Genomic DNA, 23509 nt, shown 5'->3' on the forward strand with positions numbered 1-23509 from the left:
ATACCAATACCAATACCAATACCAATACCAATACCAATACCAATACCAATACCAATACCAATACCAATACCAATACCAATACCAATACCAATACCAATACCAATACCAATACCAATATTCATTTTGCCGATGATGGTCCATCGGAAAGCCAAATATATGATGCTATTCAGGCTAGATTGAGTGAGTCTGAACCAAATAAGCCTATTCAAGAAGGGCTATTCTCTGTGGAGAGTGTAAAAAAAGTGGGAAATTGTAAACTATCTAAGGATGAACCCACCAAGATGCGTTGCCCTGTTGAGATGACCTTCAATAATGATCATGGGCTAAATTCAGGGTCCAAACAAGGCTCATTTAAACGATTTAATTCTACTTTTAATTTTAAGGAGCAGATTGTTAGCCTAAAAATGTATATTTGGCAGGAAAATGGGAATTGGGTTGCGGATGACCAATTAAGATCACGAATACAAGCAGATACTTTGCTTAGCAAGGCTGGTGTTCGGGTTAGATACGCGGAAGATGTGGAACCTAATATCAGTACTCATTTTGATGATGGTGGTCCATCGGAAAGTCAGATATATAATGCTATCCAAGATCTTTATGATAAAACTGAATCAGATGGTGAAACTGAGAAAGAAGCATTTTTTTTGGAATCAGTAAAGAAAATAGGAAATTGTACACCCGTTGCGACTGAGCCGACTAAGATGAATTGTCCAGTGGATGTTACCGTAGGATGGCAAGGCGGAGCAAATTCTATTCCTCAAAAGTATACGTTTAATCAATATATATCTATCTGGCAGGAAAATGGTAATTGGGTTGCAGATAGCCGAGTAAAATCAAGAATACAGTTGGTGATGCTTTTCAGTATCAGGAAAGGTTAGTATGGGATTATTGTTGCTCCTAGTTCCCTAGTTTCGTAAGGATCCTTGATGAAAAAATGGTGTGTTAAGAGTGGATTGTTCTTTTTAATAGATAGTTAATTCTTTTAGTGTAAATCCTCGCCCAATGTGGCGGGGTATAAAAGAAAGAAGTGGGAGCCTGAAAATAAAAAAAGTAGTCATTTTCCCCTGAATATTTATCATGTCACCATTTTATAACCCATTAAAAAACCTACCTTATACGATTCAGGAACTAATAATTACTTTTTGACATTTCATAACCCCATCACAGCCTCATATATTCATCTCTTAGATAATTATTAATAAATTAAACTCTGGATGGCCCGTCATTGTGGATTATTTACCCTTATTTGTTGAGCTGAAATCGAGAGCTGTTTTGCTGGTGGGAGGTGGCGAAGTGGCTTCCCGCAAGGCCAGCCTGTTATTGCGGGCCGGTGCGGCATTAACAGTCGTGGCTCCTGAATTACACCCTGAATTGCAACAACGCCATCAAAAAGGGGAGTTTGAGTGGCGACAGGGTACATTCTGTACGGATTATCTTGAAGGTGTATTTCTGGTGCTTGCAGCGACTGACGATCATGATTTAAACCAGTCTATTTTTAGCGAAGCTAATCGCCGCGCTATTTTGGTTAATGTGGTAGATGATCAGTCACTGTGCTCAGCTATTTTCCCCTCAATTATTGATCGTTCTCCTGTTATGGTGGCGATCTCATCTGCCGGAAAATCCCCGGTATTAACACGATTGCTGCGGGAAAAGCTGGAATCGTTGTTGCCTTTTCATCTTGGTGCGATGGCAGAAATTGCCGGTCGTTGGCGTGGAAAAGTAAAACAGAGCCTGAATTCCCTGCGCCAGCGTCGTTATTTCTGGGAGAAAGCCTTTAACGGGCGTTTTGCCACGCTAGTTGCTAATGGGCAGTTACAACAGGCTGAGGAGCAACTGGCTCAACAGATTGCTGATGAACAACAAAAGAAAACCAGTAAGCAAGGTGAGTTGGTATTAGTCGGAGCAGGTCCCGGTGATCCGGGTTTGTTGACGTTAAAAGGGTTGCAGGTGATCCAGCAGGCTGATGTGGTGCTTTATGATCATCTGGTCAGCGATGAAATACTCGAATTGGTGCGCCGTGATGCTGACAAAATCTGTGTAGGAAAAAGAGCCGGCAGCCATTCTGTTGCGCAGGAAGAAACAAATGCTCTGATCGTCAAACTGGCACATCAGGGGAAAAAAGTGGTTCGCCTGAAAGGTGGGGATCCCTTTATTTTTGGTCGCGGCGGAGAGGAATTACAGGTTGCCGAATCCGCGGGTATTCCTTTTCAGGTTGTACCCGGCATAACTGCCGCTGTTGGTGCTTCGGCTTATGCGGGTATTCCTCTGACACACAGGGAACACTCCCAAAGTGTCACGTTTATTACCGGGCATTGTCGCGAAAATGGCAATGAACTGGACTGGCCCGCACTGGCGCGAGGTAATCAGACTCTGGCAATTTATATGGGGATCATCAAGTCAGCCCTGATAAGCCAGAAACTCATTTCACATGGGCGGGATGCCAGTACACCGGTTGCTGTCATTGGCTGTGGAACCCGCGCTGAACAGCAGGTATTGACCGGTACGCTGTCTGAACTGGAACTGCTGGCACAGGAAGCGCCATCGCCAGCGTTGCTGGTGGTGGGAGAGGTTGCTCAGCTTCACCATCAATTAGCCTGGTTTGGGCTGAAATCGGTTGATCATCAAAATCCGGCAGAACACACAGAATCTACTGAGCCGGCAAATCGCCCTGCTGTTGTTGATTTAGCCTAAAGAACTATTTATGGAAGAACTATTAATGGGGGAGCATTAATGGACAACAAAAGACTGACTCATTTGCAGCAACTTGAAGCAGAAAGTATTCATATTATTCGTGAAGTTGCTGCCGAATTTGCTAATCCGGTAATGCTTTACTCCATTGGTAAAGATTCTTCTGTGATGCTGCATCTTGCACGTAAAGCATTTTATCCGGGAAAGCTGCCTTTCCCGCTGCTGCATGTCGATACCGGCTGGAAATTCCGGGAAATGTATGAATTTCGCGATAAAACCGCAGAAAAATATGGTTTTGAATTGCTGGTCTATCGTAATCCGCAGGGTGAAGAATTGGGTATTAACCCCTTTATTCACGGTAGTGCCAAACATACTGATGTTATGAAAACAGAAGGCCTGAAGCAGGCGCTGGATAAATACGGATTCGATGCCGCATTTGGCGGTGCCCGACGTGATGAGGAAAAATCCCGCGCTAAAGAGCGTATTTATTCCTTCCGTGATCGCTCTCATCGCTGGGATCCGAAAAATCAGCGCCCGGAACTCTGGCGTAACTATAACGGGCAGATTAATAAAGGTGAAAGTATCCGAGTATTCCCGTTATCTAACTGGACTGAGCTGGATATCTGGCAGTACATCTATTTAGAGCAGATAGATATTGTTCCTCTCTACTTTGCGAAGCCCCGCCCGATCGTTCAGCGCGATGGCACGCTGATTATGGTTGATGACAATCGTATCGATTTGAAAGCGGGTGAAGTTATCAGCCAGCGTAAAGTTCGTTTCCGGACACTCGGTTGCTGGCCTTTGACTGGTGCCGTGGAATCGGAAGCGGAAACCCTGCCGGAAATTATCGAGGAAATGCTGATATCGACAACCAGCGAGCGGCAGGGGAGGCTGATTGATAGTGATCAGTCCGGCTCAATGGAGCTGAAAAAACGTCAGGGTTATTTTTGAGGCACAGCGTTATTTTTTGAGGGGAGTATAAAGATGCCGGCACTCGCACATAATGAAGTCATCGCCAATCAAATCAGAGAGCAGGGCGGTGTTGAATCCTATCTGAGAGCACAGCAGGAAAAGGGGCTACTGCGTTTTCTGACCTGTGGCAGCGTTGATGATGGTAAAAGCACATTGATCGGTCGCTTGTTACACGATACCCGTCAGATCTACGAAGATCAGCTGGCGACTTTACAAAATGACAGTAAGCGGCTGGGAACTCAGGGAGAAAAGCTGGATCTGGCGCTTTTGGTTGATGGGCTTGCGGCTGAGCGGGAGCAGGGTATTACTATAGATGTTGCCTATCGTTACTTCTCCACGGAAAAACGCAAATTTATCATCGCGGATACGCCGGGGCATGAACAATATACCCGTAATATGGCAACAGGGGCATCAACCAGTGATCTCTCTATACTTCTGATCGATGCGCGCAAAGGTGTACAGGAACAGACTCGCCGGCATAGTTTTATCAGTACGTTGCTGGGGATCCGCTATTTGGTGGTGGCAGTAAACAAAATGGATCTGGTGGAGTACCGACAGGATATTTTCGATCGGATCAAACAGGATTATCTGGATTTTGCCAGCCAGCTGCCCACTGATCTGCAAATTTATTTTGTCCCTATCTCGGCGCTGGAAGGAGACAATATCGTTAGTCACAGTGAGAAAATGCCGTGGCACAGCGGAGCAACTTTGCTGGATCTCCTTGAAACAGTAGATGTACAGAAAAATGCTTCAGAGCAACCTCTACGCTTTCCGGTGCAATACGTTAATCGCCCTGATCTTGATTTTCGTGGCTATGGCGGCACATTATCATCGGGAATTTTACGTCAGGGGCAAAAAATTAAAGTGATGCCATCAGGCCGGGTTTCCACAGTAGAGCGGATCGTGACTTTTGATGGTGATTTGACTTTTGCTGTACCGGGGCAGGCTATCACTATCGTCCTGAAAGATGAAATTGATATCAGCCGTGGTGATCTGCTGGTTGCGGTTGAAAGCCAAATGACTGTAGCGCGCCATGCTCTGGTAGATGTTGTCTGGATGTCAGAAAAGCCGCTGATTCAGGGACAAAGTCTGGATATCAAGGTAGCAGGTAAGAAGAGCCGGGCAAAAATTGATAATGTCCAGTATCAGGTTGATATCAATAATCTGACCCAGAAAGTCGCGGTTGAGCTGCCGTTAAATGCTATTGGTCTGGTGGAATTTTCATTTGATGAACCGCTGTTGATTGATAGTTATCAGCAAAGTGCGGATACCGGTGGCATCATTTTGATCGACCGCCTGACTAACGTTACCGTTGGTGCGGGGCTGGTGCGGGAAATTCAGACTGATGTCTATCAGGAGCCGCACGAATACAGTGATTTTGAACTGGAATTCAACCGGTTAGTACGCCGCCATTTCCCACACTGGGGAGCACGTGATTTATTGGGAGGGAAGTAAGTGGTTCAGGTCAGGGAGGATTCTCCTAATATTATTTCCCATAATGCGGTCTCGCCTAATGTCGTCTGGCATTCACATTCTGTGGGCAGACAGCAGCGGGAAGCTGTGAACGGGCATCCGGCTTTAGTTATCTGGTTTACCGGTTTATCCGGTTCAGGCAAATCAACACTTGCTGGGGTATTAGAACAGGCGCTGTTTTCACAGGGGATCAAAACCTACTTATTGGATGGGGATAATCTGCGTCATGGGCTGTGCAATGATTTAGGTTTTTCTGAAGCTGATAGGCAGGAGAATATCCGCCGTGTGGGAGAAGTTGCAAAACTGATGCTTGATGCAGGGCTGGTGGTATTGACGGCCTTTATTTCTCCTAATCGTGCTGAGCGACAAAAAATACGGCAATCCATGGAGCCAGAACAATTCATTGAGGTATTTGTTGATACACCTCTGGAAATTTGCGAATCCCGTGATCCGAAAGGCCTATATAAGAAAGCACGAGCCGGAGAAATCCTGAATTTTACCGGTATTGATTCAGATTATGAGGCACCAGAACATCCCGATATTCATTTAGATGGTTCACAACCCATTGAGTTATTGATGGAAGAATTACTTATTTCGCTAAACGAAAGAAATATTCTGATTACCTGATATCCCATTTTTGTTTTCCATTCTCTGAACACATTTCCCGGACAAAGTAAAAACACATTATTGCGAGTCAGGTAATGTGTTCCTACACTCATGTCACTGCGTATTCTTTTGTGATCCATTTGTGATTCGTTTGTGATAGTGGCGTCATCCCCTGAGTTATGGGATGATTAGCGGGTTTTTCAGGGGGCGGAAATGGGTAAACTAACGCTACTATTACTGGTTTTACTTGGCTGGTTACAGTATTCGCTGTGGATCGGCAAAAATGGTATTCACGATTATATGCGGGTTAAGGATGAGGTTGCAAGACAAGAGAAAGACAACCTTTTTCTGAAGTCGCGTAATGACCAGCTATTTGCGGAAATTAAGGATTTGAAAGGCGGTCAGCAAGCAATTGAAGAACGTGCCCGTAATGAATTAGGTATGATTAAACCCGGTGAATCTTTTTATCGCATGGTGCCGGATACAACGAAACAAAATGCACAACAGGCTTCGGGACAAAATAACGAGAAATAAAACAGTGAACAATAACTCAAATGAACTGCTCAACGCTTCACTCTCCTGCTGATATTTTTATAACTGAATTTTATGACTGAAATAGTTGCTTTAATCCCTGCTGCTGGTATCGGTAGCCGGATGAAATCGGAGTGTCCGAAACAATATCTCAGTATTGCCGAAAAAACGATTATTGAACATACACTCTCTGCACTGCTTGAACATCCCCGCATACAGCAGGCTATCATTGTGTTACACCCTGCTGACAGACAATTTAACCAATTGCCTATCGCTTCTGATCCGCGTATTACAACAGTTATCGGTGGTGATGAACGCGCTGATTCAGTATTAGCCGGGCTGAATTATCTGGCCGGGTTGTCGCCGGAATGCCCTGATTGGGTTTTGGTTCATGATGCAGCGCGCCCCTGTTTGCATCGGAATGACCTTGATAACTTACTGCAATTACTGGATGAAAAATCGGTTTCTTCTGTGTTGAGTGCTGGGCCGTTTGATGACGAACGGTTTTGCGGGGGATTACTGGCCGCACCGGTCAGGGACACAATGAAACGTATGATGGCCGCTGCTTCGGGAAGAATAGCTGACACAGCAATACAGGCGGTTGATCACACCGTTGATCGCAGTGGTCTCTGGCATGCGTTGACGCCACAGCTATTTCCGTTGCAGTTATTACGCGATTGTCTGATGAAAGCCCTTGCCGAACAAGCCTGCATTACAGATGAATCTTCTGCGCTGGAATATTGTGGCTATCATCCAGCTCTGGTCAGCGGTCGGGCGGACAATATAAAAGTAACTCAGCCTGAAGATCTGGCTCTGGCTGAGTTTTACCTATCCCGAAAATCAAAGGAACGTATCTTATGAGAATTGGTCACGGTTTTGATGTACATAAATTTGGCGGAGAAGGGCCACTGATCATTGGTGGTGTCCGCATTCCTTATGAACAGGGGCTGATTGCACACTCAGATGGTGATGTTGCCTTGCATGCTGCAACAGATGCTTTGTTGGGAGCAGCAGCATTGGGTGATATCGGGAAATTATTCCCGGATACTGACCCGGCTTTTAAGGGCGCAGATAGTCGTGAGTTGCTGAAAGAGGCTTATCGCCGCATTCGTGAAAAAGGTTATCGGATAGGTAATCTTGATATCACCATTATTGCTCAGGCACCTAAAATGTTACCTCATATTCCCCAGATGCGCGTCAATCTGGCAGAAGATCTTGAGTGCCATATGGATGATATTAACGTTAAAGCGACAACGACTGAAAAATTGGGATTTGTAGGCCGTAAAGAAGGTATTGCCTGTGAAGCGGTAGCTTTGCTGGTGAAGGAATAAGCATGATATTGAGTGAATTACACTGGCTTTATGGGCGTCCGGAAGCCACTGGCGTTGTTAAATCGATCCCGGAAGATTTTATTGTGCGGGAAGACTTAGGCTTTTCTCCTGATGGAGAAGGTGAGCACTTAATGGTGCATATTCGCAAGACAGGATGTAACACGCAGTTTGTTGCTGATAACCTTGCCCGTTTTGCCAAAATACCGGCACGTTCTGTCAGTTATGCGGGCTTAAAAGATCGTAATGCGGTGACAGAACAGTGGTTTTGTTTGCATCTGCCGGGAAAACAGGATCCTGATCTGGCTGCATTTCAGCTTGAAGGATGTGAAATACTGGCTACTGCTCGCCAGAAACGCAAACTGCGCATTGGTACGCTAAAAGGCAATGATTTTACACTGGTATTGAGAGATGTTTCTGATCGTCAGGTAGTAGAAAAACGTTTAGAGCAGATAGCTCAGACAGGCGTCCCTAATTATTTTGGTGAACAGCGTTTTGGGCGTGATGGGCAGAATCTGGTTCAGGCGCAACGCTGGGCAACAAATGAAATACAGGTTAAAGAGCGTAATCGCCGTAGCTTTTACCTTTCTGCCAGCCGTAGCGCTATGTTTAACGCAATTACCAGTATACGTATCGGACGAGGCGAACATCAGCAAGTACAAAATGGCGACGCATTGCAGTTAACGGGGCGTGGCAGCTGGTTTGTGGCGGATGAATCTGAACTGTCTGTATTACAGCAGCGGGTTATGGACGGTGAATTGCAGATTACGGCGTCATTACCGGGTGATAAAGCACTGGGAACGCTACATCAGGCTCTGGATTTTGAACAGCAATGTTTACAGGATTACGAATCTCTTTGGGGATTAGTGAAACGTGAACGTGTCGACAGTGCGCGCAGAGCGATGTTAGTAAAACCACTTAATCTGCACTGGGAATGGCTGGATGACCAAACGGTTACTCTTCATTTTTCTTTGCCATCGGGCAGCTTCGCTACCAGTGTTATCAGAGAGCTGATTAATCAGAAGCAAAACAATACGGCTGATATTTCCGAGTAATGGTTTTCGCCTGAGTATTACTTTAGATATTTCAAGTTGCAGCTTTGTCAGTAAGCTGCAACTTGAAAGTCGATGGGAGAGTACTACTGTGCAGTATATCCACCATCGACAAGTAATGTCGTGCCGGTAATAAATGATGCATCATCACTTGCTAAGAATAATACGGCTTTCGCCACCTCTTCTGGTTTTCCTAAACGTCCCAGTGGATGAAGAGAAATAAGCTGCTCTTTTAGTTCTTCGGGGATCTGGCTTAATAGCGGAGTGTTGATATAGCCGGGGCAGACTGTATTCACCCTGATATTATTTTTGGCATAGTCAATCGCTAAAGTCTGGCTTAATAACTTTACGCCGCCTTTAGAGGCTGTATAAGCTGTAATGGCTTCGCGGCTGACAAAGCTGTGGATCGAACCACAGTTGACGATCACCCCACCGGATTTTTGTTTAAGCATTTCATGGATAACAAATTTATCACATAGAAAAACCCCGGTCAGATTCACATCGATAGTTTTCTGCCAGCTGGCAACCGTCAGTTTATCTGCACTGTTATCGGCGGCTATCCCTGCATTGGCAAATAAAACATCGATACGTTTAAATTTTTCAACTGTTTTCGAGACCATATACTTAATGCTCTCTTCGCTTGTGACGTCAGTTTTAATAAAAATACTTTCATTGCCTTTTGTATTAAGTTCCTCGGCAACTTTTTTCCCATGATCTGAGAAATCGGCAATCACAACATGAGCACCTTCGGCAGAAAATGCTTTTGCTGTTGCTTCACCAATTCCACTTGCTCCGCCTGTAATAATCACCACGCTATTTTGGAATCTCATATAAGCCTCTGTTATTTCTATTTAATGTAGATAATAACTCTAAAGTGGTATTAACTATTCTAGGACAATATAATTACGTTAGTGAAAATTATTTTCAGAGATAATATAGATATTATTTTTACGTGAGGATTGTTTAAATTATCTGAAAGTTGATCTGGTTATTGCAATTGAAGTTTTCTATATTAATTTTTGGTGTGTATTTCACACAATTAATTGAAATTTGTGGAATGTATTATTATTTCATACTCAACGGAATAAAGTGGATTTTGTCTAATCTAGTTAGTGTTGGTTTCAAATGAAAATGTTTTTTTGAATTAATAACCTTTATATTGCTCTGATTAATGGAAGATAATTTAATGTATTCATCAAAAATATCCTCATCGGAAAATACTCTTTGCCAAGATAAATCTATTTCTCAGGAAAAAACGAATCATCCGCAAAAAGCGGTTTTTCACATATTATGTGGAAAAATTGCTTCGGGAAAATCGACCCTATCTGCAAAGTTATCTCAGCAACCAATGACAATTGTTATGAATGAAGATTATTGGCTCTCAACACTTTATGGTAGTGAAATAAAAACCGTGGCCGATTATGTGTGCTATTCGGAAAAGCTCAGAAATGCGATGGAGCCTCATTTAATCTCTTTATTGAATGCCGGGATTTCTGTCATTCTTGATTTTCCTGCTAATACGATTGAAAACCGGAAATGGATGAAGAAAATCATTGAGGCAACAGAGGTCGAGAACTACCTTCATTTTCTTGATGTGCCTGATAGTGTTTGTCTGGCTCGCCTACATCTGCGCAATCAGTCTGGAGAGCACCAATTTTCGGTGACAGACGAGCAATTTGCGGCCATCACCCGTGCTTTTGTCGCTCCTCAGGAAGAGGAAGGGTTTAATATCGTGCTACATGGTAATAAAGAGATAAATCTCTGAACAAAAAGTGAGTGCAACCAACAAAGGTACAACTTAAAAGATGCAGACTATAAGTATGCTCTTATTTAAGTAAACGGGATGCAAAGCGCTCTACAAAACTGCTTGCGTCATGCTAAGATCAAACGATTTTCTGACAAACCCTGATGTTGTTTAAGCAGAGATCTTTAAGACGCGAGCAGAATAGCACATAGGGAAAGTTACTGTATTAATCTATGTTTTAACAAATACCATGTTTCAACATTTGCCATTTTTTAAGTAAATTTAAGAGATATTTTAATGCTTCGGATATTGCTGAGTAATGATGATGGTGTTACCGCCCCGGGTATTCAAACGTTAGCGGCCAAATTGCGGGAACAGTATCACGTGCAGGTTGTAGCACCTGATCGTAATCGTAGTGGTGCATCGAATGCTTTAACTCTGGATCGTCCTTTGCGTATCAGCAGGCTGAATAATGGTGATGTTGCAGTTCAGGAAGGTACTCCGACCGATTGTGTTTATCTGGGCGTCAATAAATTAGTCCGTCCACGGCCTGATATCGTTGTTTCAGGCATCAATTGTGGCCCTAATCTGGGGGATGATGTGATTTACTCCGGAACTGTGGCTGCTGCGATGGAAGGGCGTCATCTGGGGTTACCCGCTCTGGCTGTGTCACTGGATGGTGACAAACATTACGAAACAGCGGCGGAAGTCACTGTTCGCTTATTGAATATGTTACAGAAATTGCCATTGAGAGCCGGTAATATTCTGAATATTAATGTTCCTGATGTGCCTATTGAACAAATCAAAGGGTTCAAGGTGACACGGTGTGGCTGTCGAAGTGCAGCGGAAGAAGTTTATTCTCTGGAAGACCCTAAAGGCAATATGCTCTACTGGATAGGGCCACCGGGAGCAAAATACGATGCTGGCCCGGAAACCGATTTTGCTGCGGTAGAAGAAGGGTTTGTTTCCATTACTCCTTTGCAGGTAGATTTGACAGCCTATAAAGCACAGGAACTGGTAACTGATTGGCTGTTGAAAGCCGGGGATGTCGGAGAATGTTAAGTCGGTTAATGAAAAATTTGCTGACACAGCTACACCAGCAGGGTATTCATAATGAACACCTGCTGGAAGTGATATCCAAAGTACCCAGAGAATGTTTTGTTGATGAAGCTCTGGCACATAAGGCATATGAGAATACGGCATTGCCCATCGGACACGGGCAGACTATATCTCAGCCATATATCGTTGCCCGCATGACTGAATTACTGGATTTAACGCCTGAATCTAAAGTACTGGAGATTGGGACGGGGTCTGGTTATCAGACTGCGATACTTGCTCATTTAGCCGGGCATGTCTTTTCTGTAGAACGAATTAAGGGATTGCAGTGGCAGGCTAAACGCAGGTTAAAGCAACTCGATTTACATAATATCTCAACCCGCCATGGGGATGGCTGGAATGGGTGGCCGTCAAAGGGGCCATTTCATGCCATCATCGTCACAGCAGCACCTCCGGAAATACCACAGGCATTGTTACATCAGCTGGCAGATGGCGGCGTCATGGTATTGCCTGTTGGTGAAAGCTCTCAGTCGCTGAAAGTGGTACATCGCTATGGGAACGATTTTCATAGTGAAGTGATCGAATCTGTTCGTTTCGTACCTCTTATCCAAGGCGAACTGGCATAATCTGCTGATTTATTTTTTTACCGCTATTTTTAAATTAGCAGCTATTTTTTTGAGATAAAAAAAAAGTATTTTGCCTTAAATATTTTTATGAATCTTAATTTCTTTATAAATCATAATGCTTGTCGCTTATATTTGCCTTTATGGGGGAATAAGGTATGAAAGTAGGAAACTTAATGAAAAAAATACAGTGGATAATAATCTATACAATTGCAGGCACAATACTGGCTGGGTGTAGTAATACACCAAATCGTCCTGCCCCAATAGTGAGTGTGGATAATCAGGAAAAAAATAGAATAATATCCTCCCGTCCCTCATCGATTTCGACTCCAATGCCATCGTCCCCTCCGATAATCTCCAAAAACAACGAAATAGGCAAATATTCCACAAATAGTAAATATCCGGTAAATAATGCTGGAAATAATAATTTACAGAATGGAAAAATCGCCTATAACCGAAATTATGGGAGCATTCCGAAAGGGAGCTATAACGGTAAAACTTACACAGTTAAACATGGAGATACTTTATTTTACATTGCCTGGATTACAGGTAAGGATTTTCGTGAACTATCTCACATAAATGGCATTTCAGAACCTTATGGCTTAAATGTTGGCCAAGTCCTGAGAATTGGCAATGTAAACTCCAGGAACGGTGTATTAATAGCATCAAATAGCACGCAATCTAAAATTGAGCAGGTTGATTTTCAAAAAGGTAATGCGTATCCTGCAAATAATGACAGGAATAATTCGCAAAAAATGTTGCCAAGAGAAACGATTTCTGATAGTGACGGTACCCCGCCAAAAGTATCGCCTGCAACAGATTTAAATGCGAGTAAGGCTATTACGAGTAAGACTATCAATAGTTGGAGATGGCCTGCTGAAGGAAAAGTTCTTGAAGGTTTTTCAGATTCTCAGGGTGGGAATAAGGGCATTGACATTGCGGGTAATCGTGGCCAACCCGTCTTTGCAACCGCCAGTGGGAAAGTTGTTTACGCCGGAAATGCATTACGTGGATATGGAAATCTAATAATAATAAAACATGATGATGACTACCTGAGTGCTTATGCTCATAACGATACTATGCTGGTGCGAGAGCAGCAGGATGTACAGGCAGGGCAGAAAATAGCAACTATGGGTAGCACCGGAACCAGTTCAGTAAGATTGCATTTTGAGATTCGTTACAAGGGAAAATCCGTAAACCCGCTGCGTTATCTTCCGCAGCGATAAACCAGGGCAGGAATCTGAACTCCTGTCCGCATTATCATGGGTAGGAGCAGCTGATGAGCCAAAGTACGCTTAAAGTTAATGAGTTGTATGAAGAGGCGGATTTAGACGAAAATGGCAAGGAAGCCGATGACTTTGATGAAGCGTTGCTGAAAGACGAGGATGATTTAACCAGTTTTGATGAAGACTTGGAATTGTTGCAAGGAGTTAACCAACGGGTTCTTGATGCAACCCAGCTTTATCTCGGAGAAATTGGTTTTTCTCCTTTGCTGACAGCAGAGGAAGAAGTTCTTTTCGCTAGACGGGCATTGCGGGGAGATATTGCTGCGCGCCAACGCATGATTGAAAGCAACTTGCGGCTGGTAGTCAAAATATCCCGAAGATATAGCAACCGAGGATTGGCGCTTTTGGATTTAATTGAAGAAGGCAACCTTGGTCTTATTCGAGCAGTAGAAAAATTCGATCCTGAAAGAGGTTTTAGATTTTCTACTTATGCCACCTGGTGGATCCGTCAGACAATTGAACGGGCGATTATGAATCAAACTCGTACGATCCGTTTGCCCATTCATATCGTTAAAGAACTGAATGTTTATTTACGTACTGCAAGAGAGTTAGCTCATAAATTAGATCATGAGCCAAGTGTCGAAGAAATTGCTGAAAAACTGGATAAACCAGTTGATGATGTAAGCCGTATGATGCGGCTTAATGAACGCATTACTTCAGTCGACACTCCGATTAGCGGGGATTCAGATAAAGCGCTGTTAGATATTTTATCTGATGAAAACGATTCTGGGCCAGAAACAACCATCCAGGATGATGATATGAAACAAAGTATTGTCAAATGGTTGTTTGAACTCAACGCAAAACAACGTGAAGTTCTGGCTCGTCGTTTTGGCTTGCTTGGTTACGAAGCGGAAACTTTAGAGGATGTAGGACGAGAAATTGGATTAACCAGGGAAAGAGTTCGTCAGATTCAAGTTGAAGGGTTGCGCCGTCTCAGAGACATTCTGCATACCCAAGGATTGAATATCGAATCCTTATTCCGTACTTAGAATTTTATACCTGAGATAAAGGGATAATTAAATTAAAAGGTGGGATAATAAAGCCCACCTTTCTTAATTTATCGGCATACTTTTAATTTATAGGTATACCACTATGGAATTTAAAATCAGAATCGGGTGACCGAATAAGTTCAGCTTCTATTTGGCCAAAATATTTCACTCTTTCTGTAATATCATTTTTAGATATAGATTGAGCCAGTGTTAAATAATCCTGATAATGGCGTGCTTCTGAACGCAGCAGGGAAATATAAAATTTACCCAATTCCTCGTCCAGATAAGGCGCTAATTTAGCAAAACGTTCGCAAGAACGTGCCTCAATATATGCTCCAATAATTAATTTATCCACCAGAGTATAAGGCTCATGATTAGTAATATGCTGAAACAACGATCGAGCATAACGGCTGGCGCTGATGCTGTCATAGCTTATTCCTCTGGATTCCATAATCTCCAGCACCTGATAAAAATGATGTAGTTCTTCTTTTATCAGCAGCACCATTTTATCAATTAACGACTGACTGTAAGGGGACTTTTCCCGTGCAGTAATTTGTTTCGTAATTTGGCTTTTGCCCTTTAACGAGTGGATGCTGCCGATTTTTTTATAGGCAAAATCTTCATAGGGCTGAAACCATGCCAGCAGCGCATCCGCGCTCGCCGGATCAACAGCATATTTGCGGATCAGGAACATTGCGCTCTGCGCTGCTTTTAGTTCACATAAAAGATGATCACGCAGCAAAACCGGAAGGTTCTCCGGCTGCCTTGCTTTCTCCACCCATTGATCCGGGGTTTCACACTGTAAAAATTGATAAATGGGTTCTAACAGGCTGGTATCACCTTTTATGGACAAACCTGTTGTTCTGCTCCCTGTCATCTGTAAATCCGTCATGCTTTACACCATGTCTTTTAAACGGTAAATCCATTCCAGTGCCTGACGTGGCGTCAGGGAGTCCGGATTCAGGTTTTCCAGTGCTTCTACTGCCGGGGAGGTTTCTTCCGCCAGTAGTGTCAGCTGTGGTGTATCGACATGACCTGCTGTTGCATTGTTGGAGAGTGACTCCAGCTCTTTTAGTTTCTGACGTGCCCGTTTGATAACATCACGGGGAACACCGGCCAGTGAGGCAACGGCCAGCCCGTAGCTCTTGCTGGCTGCACCATCCTGCACATTATGCATAAAAGCGATGGTGTCGCCGTGTTCAACCGCATCCAGATGGATATTGACCACGCCTTCCAATTTTTCAGGTAATGTCGTCAATTCAAAATAGTGAGTAGCGAATAACGTCATCGCCTTAATGCGGTTAGCCAGATTTTCAGCACAGGCCCACGCGAGAGAAAGGCCATCGTAAGTTGATGTACCACGACCGATTTCGTCCATCAACACCAGACTGTGTTCTGTCGCATTATGCAGAATATTAGCCGTTTCAGTCATTTCTACCATGAAGGTCGAACGTCCGGATGCCAAATCATCGGATGCACCTACACGGGTAAAAATACGGTCTACTGGCCCAATCACCGCTTTTTCTGCCGGGACAAAACTACCAATATATGCCAGCAAAGTAATCAAAGCGGCCTGACGCATATAAGTACTTTTCCCGCCCATATTCGGCCCAGTAATGATTAACAGGCGACGCTGTGAAGAGAGGGTTAACGGGTTAGAGATAAAGGGTTCACTGAGAACCTGTTCAACAACCGGATGACGGCCTCCCGTGATTTGGATGCCGGTTCTGTCTGTTAATGTCGGACAGGTATAATTCAGTGTTTCAGCTCGTTCGGCGAGGTTTGCCAGCACATCCAGTTCTGAAAGTGCTTCAGCGCTGGTTTGCAGGGCTGCCAGATGAGGAAGTAATAAGTCGAACAGCTCTTCATACAGGGCTTTTTCAATAGCGAGAGCCTTGCCTTTGGAAGTCAGAACTTTATCTTCATACTCTTTTAATTCAGGAATAATATAGCGTTCTGCATTTTTCAGGGTCTGGCGGCGTACATAATGAATCGGCACAAGGTGACTTTGCCCGCGACTGACCTGAATATAATAACCATGCACTGCATTGAAGCCGACTTTCAGGGTATCAATACCGAGTTTTTCACGTTCACGGATTTCCAGTTTGTCGAGATAATCACTGGCACCATCAGCCAATGCTCGCCATTCATCCAGCTCAGCATTATAACCAGGCGCTATGACACCGCCATCACGCACCAGAACAGGTGGGGTTTCGACGACCGCGTTTTCCAGCAGTTGCTGTAACTCGTCAAAACGACCAATACGTTGTTGTAATGCCTGAATATACAGGGAATCAGAAGAATCCATGATCTGGTGGATATCTGGCAATTGCTGGAAAGCGTGGCGCATTCTTGCCAAATCACGAGGACGGGCAGAGCGGAGAGCGAGACGGGCCAGCACACGTTCTAAATCGCCAACCTGACGCAAGAACGGTTGTAGCTCAAAGCCTATCTCCTGAAGCGCAGAAATAGCCTGCTGGCGATTTTCCAGTATATCCCGGTTGCGGATTGGGGTATGGAGCCAGCGTTTCAACATACGGCTGCCCATAGGCGTCACACACTGATCGAGTACAGAGGCAAGGGTGTTTTCAGTGCTTCCCGACAGGTTCTGAGTCAATTCAAGATTGCGGCGGGTAGCGGCATCCATGATGACCGTCTCTTGCTGGCTTTCCATTGTGATATTGCGGATATGAGGCAGAGCAGTGCGCTGAGTGTCTTTGACATATTGCAGCAGACAGCCTGCCGCTCGCAGTGCCTGTGGTGCCTTTTCGACCCCAAAACCGATAAGATCACGGGTACCAAATTGCAGATTTAGCTGCTGCTTTGCCGTATCCAGTTCAAATTCCCACATAGGGCGACGACGCAGGCCGTGATAGCGTTCGATCAACCCCATGTGCTCAAAGGCTTCAGGATAGAGTAATTCAGCCGGACGGGTGCGCTGGAGTTCAGCAGCAATTGTATCTTCATCAGCCATTTCAGAAACACGGAAACGACCGGAAGTGATATCCAGAGTAGCGTAGCCAAATCCCTGACTGTCATGCCAGATAGCCGCCAGAAGGTTATCCTGACGTTCTTGCAGCAATGCTTCATCAGTGACAGTTCCCGGAGTCACAATACGTACAACTTTACGCTCAACAGGGCCTTTGCTGGTGGCAGGATCGCCAACCTGTTCACAGATTGCCGCAGATTCACCCAGTTGAACCAGTTTTGCCAGATAGTTTTCAATTGCATGATAAGGAACTCCAGCCATTGGGATTGGCTGGCCTGCGGACTGCCCACGTTTGGTCAGAGAAATATCCAGTAACTTTGCTGCCTTTTTCGCATCGTCATAGAACAACTCATAAAAATCTCCCATGCGATAAAGCAGCAAAATATCAGGATGTTGCGCTTTCAGGCGCAGATACTGCTGCATCATGGGAGTGTGGGTGCTTACATCCTTTGCTGGAGATTCTTTCATATTGATTTGATTCAATTTTATTGTTCCTGTTGACTCGGCTGGGCTATCGACACTCAGTCAACCCATCTAAATGACAAAACCTAAATATAATCAGCTAAGGATAGAACGCTAGTGAACCTCTGCTGGGCGAAAACACTATCTTATCACTGATAATCTGTGCGATTCATCTGTGGATCCGATGGCTGATATTAAGAGGAAGAGTCATACGGTAGGTTATCAGGATTGCGATCGGGAATGTATCGGATTTTTTGACTATTAAATGGGATTGCGAAGCGGCTCGATTTAAATCTTTTTCCCTGATGTATCGATGTTGGTCATTTTTAATTCAGTGGTAATGGAGAGATAAATTACAAAGTAATGATAATTGTTATTGTTTGCATTTGTTTTTGGCATTAATTATCATTACTACCCTTATAAGAACGATACAAATATACCAACAGCGCACAACAAATGAGTATACCTATTATTTTTCGACCTAATCCTCCGCGTTTGGGCGGCTTTTCATTATTATTTTTAATTGGATCGCTTTTACTCATCGATTGTCTATATTTCGCTGATTCTGGTGCTCATCAGTTACTTCCTACCACCCAATTAATTGATGCTGAAAAGGCAATACAGCCAATACAACCAGCAGCCAGCAGTGAATCATCGGAAATAACAGAACTAAAACGATGGAAGCTTGAAATACAGAAGCACCTTAGGCAATACATCCATTATCCTGCCTCTGCCCATAGAAACGGGGAAGCTGGGGTATCAGTTGTTCGGGCTGTCATTGATAGAAATGGTCATTTGGTTACCAGAGAAATACAGCAGAGTTCCGGTATTGCATCACTGGACAGAGAAGCTATGCAGGTTTTTAAAAGAGCAGAACCACTACCAATACCTCCGGAAAACGTATTGAAGAATAATAAAGTTACTATCATTTTGCCCATCACATTCAAATTGAATTAATTATCACACTGAACTAATAGCCATAACATGGAAGCATTAAAAGTGGAATCATCAACAAACTCGTTCAGCTCCCCACTGAACCTGAGAACAGGGATTTTATTAGCACTACTGGGAAACACAGTTTTTCCATCTTACGCAGCAGACACTGATAAAACATCGAAAACCGCGCCAGAAAATCCTCATAAGCCAGAAACCGTGGTACTTAAAGAGCTTAAAGTTTCCGGATTCAGTGAAGCACAGCTAAACGCTGATTTACCTTATATGACCCCCGGTTCCAGTACTCATATTTCAGCGGAGCAGGTAGAACAGCGCCGTGGTACATCCGTGGGTGATTTTCTGAAGGGAACGCCGGGCGTACTGAATAGTGATAACCGTAATTCTGGCGCGCTGGATGTCAATATCCGTGGGATGCAGGGGCAGGGAAGAACACCGGTTATTGTTGATGGAGCCATGCAGGAGACAACGATTTACCGTGGTTATTCAGGGGTGGCCGGGCGCACTTATATTGATCCGGACTTGATCAGTTCCGTGGATATTGAGAAAGGCCCGAGTACAGGGGCTGACGCTAATGGGGCTATTGGTGGGGTAGTCAGGGTAAGTACACTTAATGTGAATGATGTTGTTTTACATGGTCAGACATTCGGTGTGAGAATGACTGGCGGGTTTAATAACAACAGTACAAGGCCTCCGGAAGTGGGTACGGTTGGGGGTTATCCCAAATCTGATTCCTATCAAAATGACGAGATTTATAAGGCCTATGGTCACCCTGCCGGAATGGATCGACATGGTGGATTCCGTCCAACCGGAGGGAATGGCAGTATTGCATTGGGGATCAAAAGCGAATATCTGGATATGGTTGCCGCTTTTGCCCGCCGACATAATGGCAACTATTATGCGGGTAAAAGAGGAGAAAATGTTCCTCAGATAACAATTACACCATCTCGTAAAGGTTGGAGTTTTGCCTCGTCTGAGAGATTCACGCCTTATAGGGCGAGTGAGGAAATACTTAACACCTCGATGGATAATATTTCCTATTTACTGAAAGGAAAATTGAAGTACGAAGGTCATGGCCTTGAACTGGCTAGAAACGAATATATCAGTCGCTATGGTGAAATAATGCCATCGGCAATAGCGCGTTGGGGTGTGCCTTATGAAGGCTTTATGAATAAGATCAATGTCAATTCATATACGGCACAATATCGTTTTAAGCCAGAAGGTAATTATCTGGTCGATTTAAAAGCCAATGCGTTTTATAGCAAGTCTGTTAGCCGTATTAATACGTCAAATCCTCCTTTCGGTAAAGTACCAACAGGTTCCGCTTATTTAAAAGATGAATTATCACGAGGCCGTACTTATAGCCAAGTGGATAAATGGGGAGTAGGTATTAATAATACATCAGAGATCCTGTTCCCTTATGGGGATCTTTCGTTTACCTATGGCGCATCTTACACATATGAAACTATTGGTTATCCGAAGGATGAGATCTATGACGCACATAAGAGTGGTACTTTTAGGGAAGGATGGCGCAATGATTACAATATTTTTGCTAATGCCGAATGGAAGCCTCTGGATTGGCTGACCTTTGATGGTGGTTTGCGTTATTCATATTTTAAGTCTCATGATAATAATCCTATATTTCCAGATACTTTTGATGAGAATTATAAACCGAAGGCAGTGGTTGAACCGGTTACCTACGGAGAGGGATTAGAACGTACTGCTGGCGGTTGGTCTCCAATTATCAATATGACCCTTGAGCCTTTAGAAGGTCTTCAATTCTATGGCAAGTATGGCTCTGCTATCCGGTTACCAAGCCTGTTTGAAACAACTAAAGGCTGGTCTCAGACTCCGAATACAAACCTCCTGTTATCACCTGAGCGTTCCCTGTCATGGGAAGTAGGGGTCAATGTATTGAAGAACGATCTGTTGATGGATGGCGATAAATTCCGTACTAAACTGAGCTATTTTGATACACAGGTTAAAGATTATCTGACCAGAATAAACAACGCAAAACGTGGTCAGTATGAGACTCAGCTTACAATGATCAATGTTGATAAAGCGGAGTGGCGTGGTTTAGAGCTTTCATCAAGTTATGATGTGGGTTTTGCTTACGCTGAATTAGGCTGGTCATATTACACACACACGCTATTTTGTTTAACACCAGAACAGGCAAGCATTAATCCTAAAATGCGCTGTAATCCGGGGGGTATTCCGGACAGCTACGTTGTAAACCATATCCAGCCGAAGAATAGTTATACAGTGACATTGGGTGGACGTGCTTTTGATCAGGATTTGGATATGGGAGCAACGCTAAGCTATATGGGGAGCCGGCCTAGCGTGGGTTTGAGTGATGTTAAAGGACAGCGTTCCGGAAGTGTTCTGGTTCACGTTGAATGGGAACCTTACACAACCGTTGACCTGTTTGTGAAATATAAAGTTAATAAAAACATTCGGATTCAGGCAGGTATTGATAACGTGACTGATGTCTATTACCTCGATCCGTTAGCAATGGGATTAATGCCGGGACCGGGACGTACTTTCAGAACGAATGTGACTGTTAAGTTTTAATTGCCATCGTTGTGAACGCCTGACTGAAATGCCTATTCCTGAACGGAGTAGGCATTTTCTTTTCTGTATTATTTTCATTTCGGTTGTGAAGGCGGGTAAGAATGCGACAACGGGGTTAATTCTTCTGATTCATGATTATCAAAATTTCCCAGAATTAATCCAATCGTCGGGCCATCATCAATTGCCCCTAATGAACTACCACAATGATTACAAAATGCCCGGCTGGAATAATCGGAAGATCGATATAAAGAAGGAAAGCCACCTTTTCCAATCCATCGCACTGAATCTTTGGGAAATTCAACCCAACAGAGTGTCAATGCTCCGGAGTGTTTCTGACACATCGTGCATGAACAGGCATGGGGGTTATTAGGCGTTCCTGTTGCAATGAACTGGATATTGCCGCATAAACATCCACCACGATATTCAGATATACCCATAATCCTTCCTCATGAAAAATAAATAGCTTCATACACAATTAATAAAAGACCCTTACTATTTTATTCACCGGGATAAATAGCAAAGGCCCTTTATATTGTGAATGAGTCATTCACCCGAACAAAGACAGATAACGATCTCTCGACCAGCGATAATATAAGGCCAGCATATTATTGACTTCCTCGGGATAAAATTTTTCAGGTAAAAATGCGTCACCGGGGGAGATTTCCGTTTCACCATGTATCCACTCAAACATTTCCTGATATTCTTCATGGGCTGGATCTTTAAGAATATTAAGTAGATCCCTATAACCATAGACTCCGCCACAATCTTCCGGAGGGCAGGCTTGTTCTCCTTCGAGGCAGAATATCGGCATGGGTAATTCTTCCGGTGAATAGTTACTGTTTTCCAACAAGATTTCATGTTCCCATGAGTCACCAAAATCATAAAGATAAATGAATTTACTTCCTTTGCGTTTGATGAGTGAATCCAGTTTGAATTTCCCTTCCTCATGACCTTCTTCTGGTGCTTCAGGCCTTTCGGTAAAACGCTTAGAATCCAAAATAAATTCATGTAAATGACTATCTTCCCAGCCCATTACAACTTGAATAACATCATGTAATCTATCCAATGAAATATTGGATGGAACAATGAAGCGACGCCATATAGCAGGTTTTGTTTCTGTAAGTGTAATTTTTAACTGATAGAATTTTTTCATTTATCACCCTTAATGACTTGAATAATTGACAAAGAAATATGTTGAGTTCAATAAGGCTTCATTACAGTATGAATTTTCTATAGTGATAATGCGAACAAATTTTAATAAATAGCTTGAGTTATTCACTTATGCAAGGGCATGATTAATAGACGACCCTACTTACTGAAAAAATAAGAGAAAATTAATGGTAGATAGCACTGGCGTATTGATTAAAAGTTCAGAAGAAATAAAACGAATGGAAATTGCGGGGCGTATGACGGGGCAGGTTCTTGAAGCTGTTCGTCAGATTATTGTCCCCGGAGTGACGACATTAGAAATAGATACGTTTTGTCATAATTATATCGTTAATACACTGGGAGCTATTCCCGGTAGTCTGGGGCAGTATGGTTTTCCCTATACAGTCAATACATCCGTTAATCATGTCGTTTGTCATGGCTGGCCATCCGATAAAAAACTGAAAGATGGTGATATTGTTAATGTGGATGTGACAGTAAAAAAAGACGGATACTATGGCGATAGCAGCGTCACATTTTGCGTCGGAGAAGTTCCCTCACATGCCAGACGGCTGGTGGATATCACACAAGAGTGTCTGTACAAGGCGATCAGGATTGTAAAGCCGGGTATCACATTAGGGGACATCGGGCAGACGATACAGCAGCATGCTGAGGCGAATAATTATAGTGTTGTCCGCGAATACTGTGGTCATGGTATCGGAAGTAGTATGCATGAAGAACCTCAGATTCTGCATTATGGGAGAGCGGGTGAAGGAATTGTACTGGAAGAAGGTATGACATTCACGATTGAGCCAATGATCAATCAGGGGAAAAAAGAGGTTAAGCTGCATAAAGATGGCTGGACTGTTACAACGAAAGATCGCCGCTTATCAGCTCAGTTTGAGCATACTATTCTGGTTACGCATGATGGTTTCAGGGTTCTGACCTTGCGGGATGAAGAGCGGGAAATGTTTGAGCGCAGCTAGCTTCCCGGTTTTGTACGCTACTGATAGTGATCTTTCTTTGTGTTTTAAGCAGGCTG

22 protein-coding genes are annotated in these 23509 nt (G+C 43.6%); 17 read left to right on the plus strand and 5 right to left on the minus strand.

The window, feature by feature from the left end:
- Positions 1–176: 176 nt before the first annotated feature.
- From AACX38_RS13420 to truD, 9 genes are all read left to right on the plus strand, one after another.
- On the plus strand, positions 177–878 hold the full coding sequence (locus AACX38_RS13420; RefSeq protein ID WP_228864573.1) for a hypothetical protein: 702 nt from the start codon (positions 177–179) through the stop codon (positions 876–878).
- A 349-nt stretch (positions 879–1227) separates the two neighbouring features.
- Positions 1228–2691, plus strand: coding sequence for a siroheme synthase CysG (gene cysG, locus AACX38_RS13425; RefSeq protein ID WP_228864574.1), 1464 nt, complete (start codon positions 1228–1230; stop codon positions 2689–2691).
- 21 nt (positions 2692–2712) lie between these two features.
- Positions 2713–3639 carry a sulfate adenylyltransferase subunit CysD gene (gene cysD / locus AACX38_RS13430; RefSeq protein WP_256376544.1) on the plus strand — a complete coding sequence of 309 codons (927 nt, stop codon included), beginning with the start codon at positions 2713–2715 and terminating at the stop codon, positions 3637–3639.
- 33 nt (positions 3640–3672) lie between these two features.
- Positions 3673–5115 (plus strand): sulfate adenylyltransferase subunit CysN, encoded by a 1443-nt coding sequence (cysN, locus tag AACX38_RS13435; RefSeq protein ID WP_228864575.1) that lies wholly within the window; start codon positions 3673–3675, stop codon positions 5113–5115.
- Positions 5116–5760, plus strand: coding sequence for an adenylyl-sulfate kinase (gene cysC, locus AACX38_RS13440; RefSeq protein ID WP_228864576.1), 645 nt, complete (start codon positions 5116–5118; stop codon positions 5758–5760).
- A gap of 192 nt (positions 5761–5952) precedes the next feature.
- Positions 5953–6273, plus strand: a complete 321-nt coding sequence (gene ftsB / locus AACX38_RS13445; RefSeq protein ID WP_228864577.1) for a cell division protein FtsB — start codon at positions 5953–5955, stop codon at positions 6271–6273.
- 72 nt (positions 6274–6345) lie between these two features.
- Positions 6346–7131 (plus strand): 2-C-methyl-D-erythritol 4-phosphate cytidylyltransferase, encoded by a 786-nt coding sequence (gene ispD, locus AACX38_RS13450; protein WP_228864578.1) that lies wholly within the window; start codon positions 6346–6348, stop codon positions 7129–7131.
- Positions 7128–7601 carry a 2-C-methyl-D-erythritol 2,4-cyclodiphosphate synthase gene (gene ispF, locus AACX38_RS13455; RefSeq protein ID WP_086955344.1) on the plus strand — a complete coding sequence of 158 codons (474 nt, stop codon included), beginning with the start codon at positions 7128–7130 and terminating at the stop codon, positions 7599–7601. The genes ispD and ispF overlap by 4 nt, the downstream gene beginning before the upstream one ends.
- A 2-nt stretch (positions 7602–7603) precedes the next feature.
- Positions 7604–8653: a tRNA pseudouridine(13) synthase TruD gene (gene truD, locus AACX38_RS13460; protein WP_228864579.1), complete on the plus strand. Its 1050-nt coding sequence runs from the start codon at positions 7604–7606 to the stop codon at positions 8651–8653.
- Positions 8654–8736: 83 nt separating this feature from the next.
- Here the strand turns inward: truD and AACX38_RS13465 are convergent, their stop codons facing one another.
- Positions 8737–9480: an SDR family NAD(P)-dependent oxidoreductase gene (locus tag AACX38_RS13465; protein ID WP_228864580.1), complete on the minus strand. Its 744-nt coding sequence runs from the start codon at positions 9478–9480 to the stop codon at positions 8737–8739.
- Between the two features lie 341 nt (positions 9481–9821).
- On the opposite strand from AACX38_RS13465, the gene AACX38_RS13470 reads away from it, so the two are divergent.
- The 5 genes from AACX38_RS13470 to rpoS all read left to right on the plus strand — a co-directional run bounded on the left by AACX38_RS13470 (position 9822) and on the right by rpoS (position 14348).
- Positions 9822–10415, plus strand: a complete 594-nt coding sequence (locus tag AACX38_RS13470) for an AAA family ATPase (RefSeq protein ID WP_228864581.1) — start codon at positions 9822–9824, stop codon at positions 10413–10415.
- A 276-nt stretch (positions 10416–10691) separates the two neighbouring features.
- A complete protein-coding gene (gene surE / locus AACX38_RS13475) occupies positions 10692–11456 on the plus strand; it encodes a 5'/3'-nucleotidase SurE (RefSeq protein ID WP_228864582.1) in 765 nt (254 codons plus the stop codon).
- Positions 11450–12076 carry a protein-L-isoaspartate(D-aspartate) O-methyltransferase gene (locus AACX38_RS13480; protein WP_099122814.1) on the plus strand — a complete coding sequence of 209 codons (627 nt, stop codon included), beginning with the start codon at positions 11450–11452 and terminating at the stop codon, positions 12074–12076. The genes surE and AACX38_RS13480 overlap by 7 nt, the downstream gene beginning before the upstream one ends.
- Before the next feature lie 155 nt (positions 12077–12231).
- Positions 12232–13299, plus strand: coding sequence for a murein hydrolase activator NlpD (gene nlpD / locus AACX38_RS13485; RefSeq protein ID WP_228864583.1), 1068 nt, complete (start codon positions 12232–12234; stop codon positions 13297–13299).
- Positions 13300–13352: 53 nt separating this feature from the next.
- Positions 13353–14348: an RNA polymerase sigma factor RpoS gene (gene rpoS, locus AACX38_RS13490; RefSeq protein ID WP_099122816.1), complete on the plus strand. Its 996-nt coding sequence runs from the start codon at positions 13353–13355 to the stop codon at positions 14346–14348.
- Between the two features lie 82 nt (positions 14349–14430).
- Here rpoS and miaE read toward each other — a convergent pair whose 3' ends face one another.
- Together miaE and mutS are read right to left on the minus strand one after the other, a co-directional pair.
- The gene (miaE, locus tag AACX38_RS13495; protein ID WP_099122838.1) at positions 14431–15225 is read right to left on the minus strand and encodes a tRNA isopentenyl-2-thiomethyl-A-37 hydroxylase MiaE; all 795 of its coding nucleotides are present in this window, start codon (positions 15223–15225) and stop codon (positions 14431–14433) included.
- Between the two features lie 18 nt (positions 15226–15243).
- Positions 15244–17805, minus strand: a complete 2562-nt coding sequence (mutS, locus tag AACX38_RS13500; RefSeq protein ID WP_228864595.1) for a DNA mismatch repair protein MutS — start codon at positions 17803–17805, stop codon at positions 15244–15246.
- Between the two features lie 450 nt (positions 17806–18255).
- Here mutS and AACX38_RS13505 point away from each other — a divergent pair, with 450 nt between their 5' ends.
- On the plus strand, positions 18256–18756 hold the full coding sequence (locus tag AACX38_RS13505; RefSeq protein WP_228864584.1) for an energy transducer TonB family protein: 501 nt from the start codon (positions 18256–18258) through the stop codon (positions 18754–18756).
- Positions 18757–18798: 42 nt separating this feature from the next.
- Entirely contained in the window at positions 18799–21321 is a 2523-nt protein-coding gene (locus AACX38_RS13510; protein WP_228864585.1) for a TonB-dependent receptor domain-containing protein, read from the plus strand.
- Positions 21322–21395: 74 nt separating this feature from the next.
- Here the strand turns inward: AACX38_RS13510 and AACX38_RS13515 are convergent, their stop codons facing one another.
- Both AACX38_RS13515 and AACX38_RS13520 read right to left on the minus strand, forming a co-directional pair.
- Positions 21396–21758, minus strand: coding sequence for a GFA family protein (locus AACX38_RS13515; RefSeq protein WP_228864586.1), 363 nt, complete (start codon positions 21756–21758; stop codon positions 21396–21398).
- Between the two features lie 110 nt (positions 21759–21868).
- Positions 21869–22474 carry a plasmid pRiA4b ORF-3 family protein gene (locus AACX38_RS13520; RefSeq protein WP_099123884.1) on the minus strand — a complete coding sequence of 202 codons (606 nt, stop codon included), beginning with the start codon at positions 22472–22474 and terminating at the stop codon, positions 21869–21871.
- A 184-nt stretch (positions 22475–22658) separates the two neighbouring features.
- On the opposite strand from AACX38_RS13520, the gene map reads away from it, so the two are divergent.
- Positions 22659–23453, plus strand: a complete 795-nt coding sequence (gene map / locus AACX38_RS13525; RefSeq protein ID WP_228864587.1) for a type I methionyl aminopeptidase — start codon at positions 22659–22661, stop codon at positions 23451–23453.
- Positions 23454–23509: the final 56 nt, after the last annotated feature.

Source organism: Xenorhabdus sp. PB30.3, from assembly GCF_963895965.1.
GTDB classification, from domain to species: Bacteria; Pseudomonadota; Gammaproteobacteria; order Enterobacterales; family Enterobacteriaceae; genus Xenorhabdus; species Xenorhabdus stockiae.

Coding starts and splice junctions, on each gene's coding strand:
- AACX38_RS13505 (WP_228864584.1), top strand. CDS start 18,256: ATGAGTATACCTATTATTTTTCGACCTAATCCTCCGCGTTTGGGCGGC.
- truD (WP_228864579.1), top strand. CDS start 7,604: ATGATATTGAGTGAATTACACTGGCTTTATGGGCGTCCGGAAGCCACT.
- mutS (WP_228864595.1), bottom strand. CDS start 17,805: ATGAAAGAATCTCCAGCAAAGGATGTAAGCACCCACACTCCCATGATG.
- ispD (WP_228864578.1), top strand. CDS start 6,346: ATGACTGAAATAGTTGCTTTAATCCCTGCTGCTGGTATCGGTAGCCGG.
- AACX38_RS13520 (WP_099123884.1), bottom strand. CDS start 22,474: ATGAAAAAATTCTATCAGTTAAAAATTACACTTACAGAAACAAAACCT.
- map (WP_228864587.1), top strand. CDS start 22,659: ATGGTAGATAGCACTGGCGTATTGATTAAAAGTTCAGAAGAAATAAAA.
- surE (WP_228864582.1), top strand. CDS start 10,692: ATGCTTCGGATATTGCTGAGTAATGATGATGGTGTTACCGCCCCGGGT.
- nlpD (WP_228864583.1), top strand. CDS start 12,232: ATGAAAGTAGGAAACTTAATGAAAAAAATACAGTGGATAATAATCTAT.
- AACX38_RS13470 (WP_228864581.1), top strand. CDS start 9,822: ATGGAAGATAATTTAATGTATTCATCAAAAATATCCTCATCGGAAAAT.
- rpoS (WP_099122816.1), top strand. CDS start 13,353: ATGAGCCAAAGTACGCTTAAAGTTAATGAGTTGTATGAAGAGGCGGAT.
- AACX38_RS13480 (WP_099122814.1), top strand. CDS start 11,450: ATGTTAAGTCGGTTAATGAAAAATTTGCTGACACAGCTACACCAGCAG.
- cysN (WP_228864575.1), top strand. CDS start 3,673: ATGCCGGCACTCGCACATAATGAAGTCATCGCCAATCAAATCAGAGAG.
- AACX38_RS13515 (WP_228864586.1), bottom strand. CDS start 21,758: ATGGGTATATCTGAATATCGTGGTGGATGTTTATGCGGCAATATCCAG.
- ispF (WP_086955344.1), top strand. CDS start 7,128: ATGAGAATTGGTCACGGTTTTGATGTACATAAATTTGGCGGAGAAGGG.
- AACX38_RS13465 (WP_228864580.1), bottom strand. CDS start 9,480: ATGAGATTCCAAAATAGCGTGGTGATTATTACAGGCGGAGCAAGTGGA.
- ftsB (WP_228864577.1), top strand. CDS start 5,953: ATGGGTAAACTAACGCTACTATTACTGGTTTTACTTGGCTGGTTACAG.
- miaE (WP_099122838.1), bottom strand. CDS start 15,225: ATGACAGGGAGCAGAACAACAGGTTTGTCCATAAAAGGTGATACCAGC.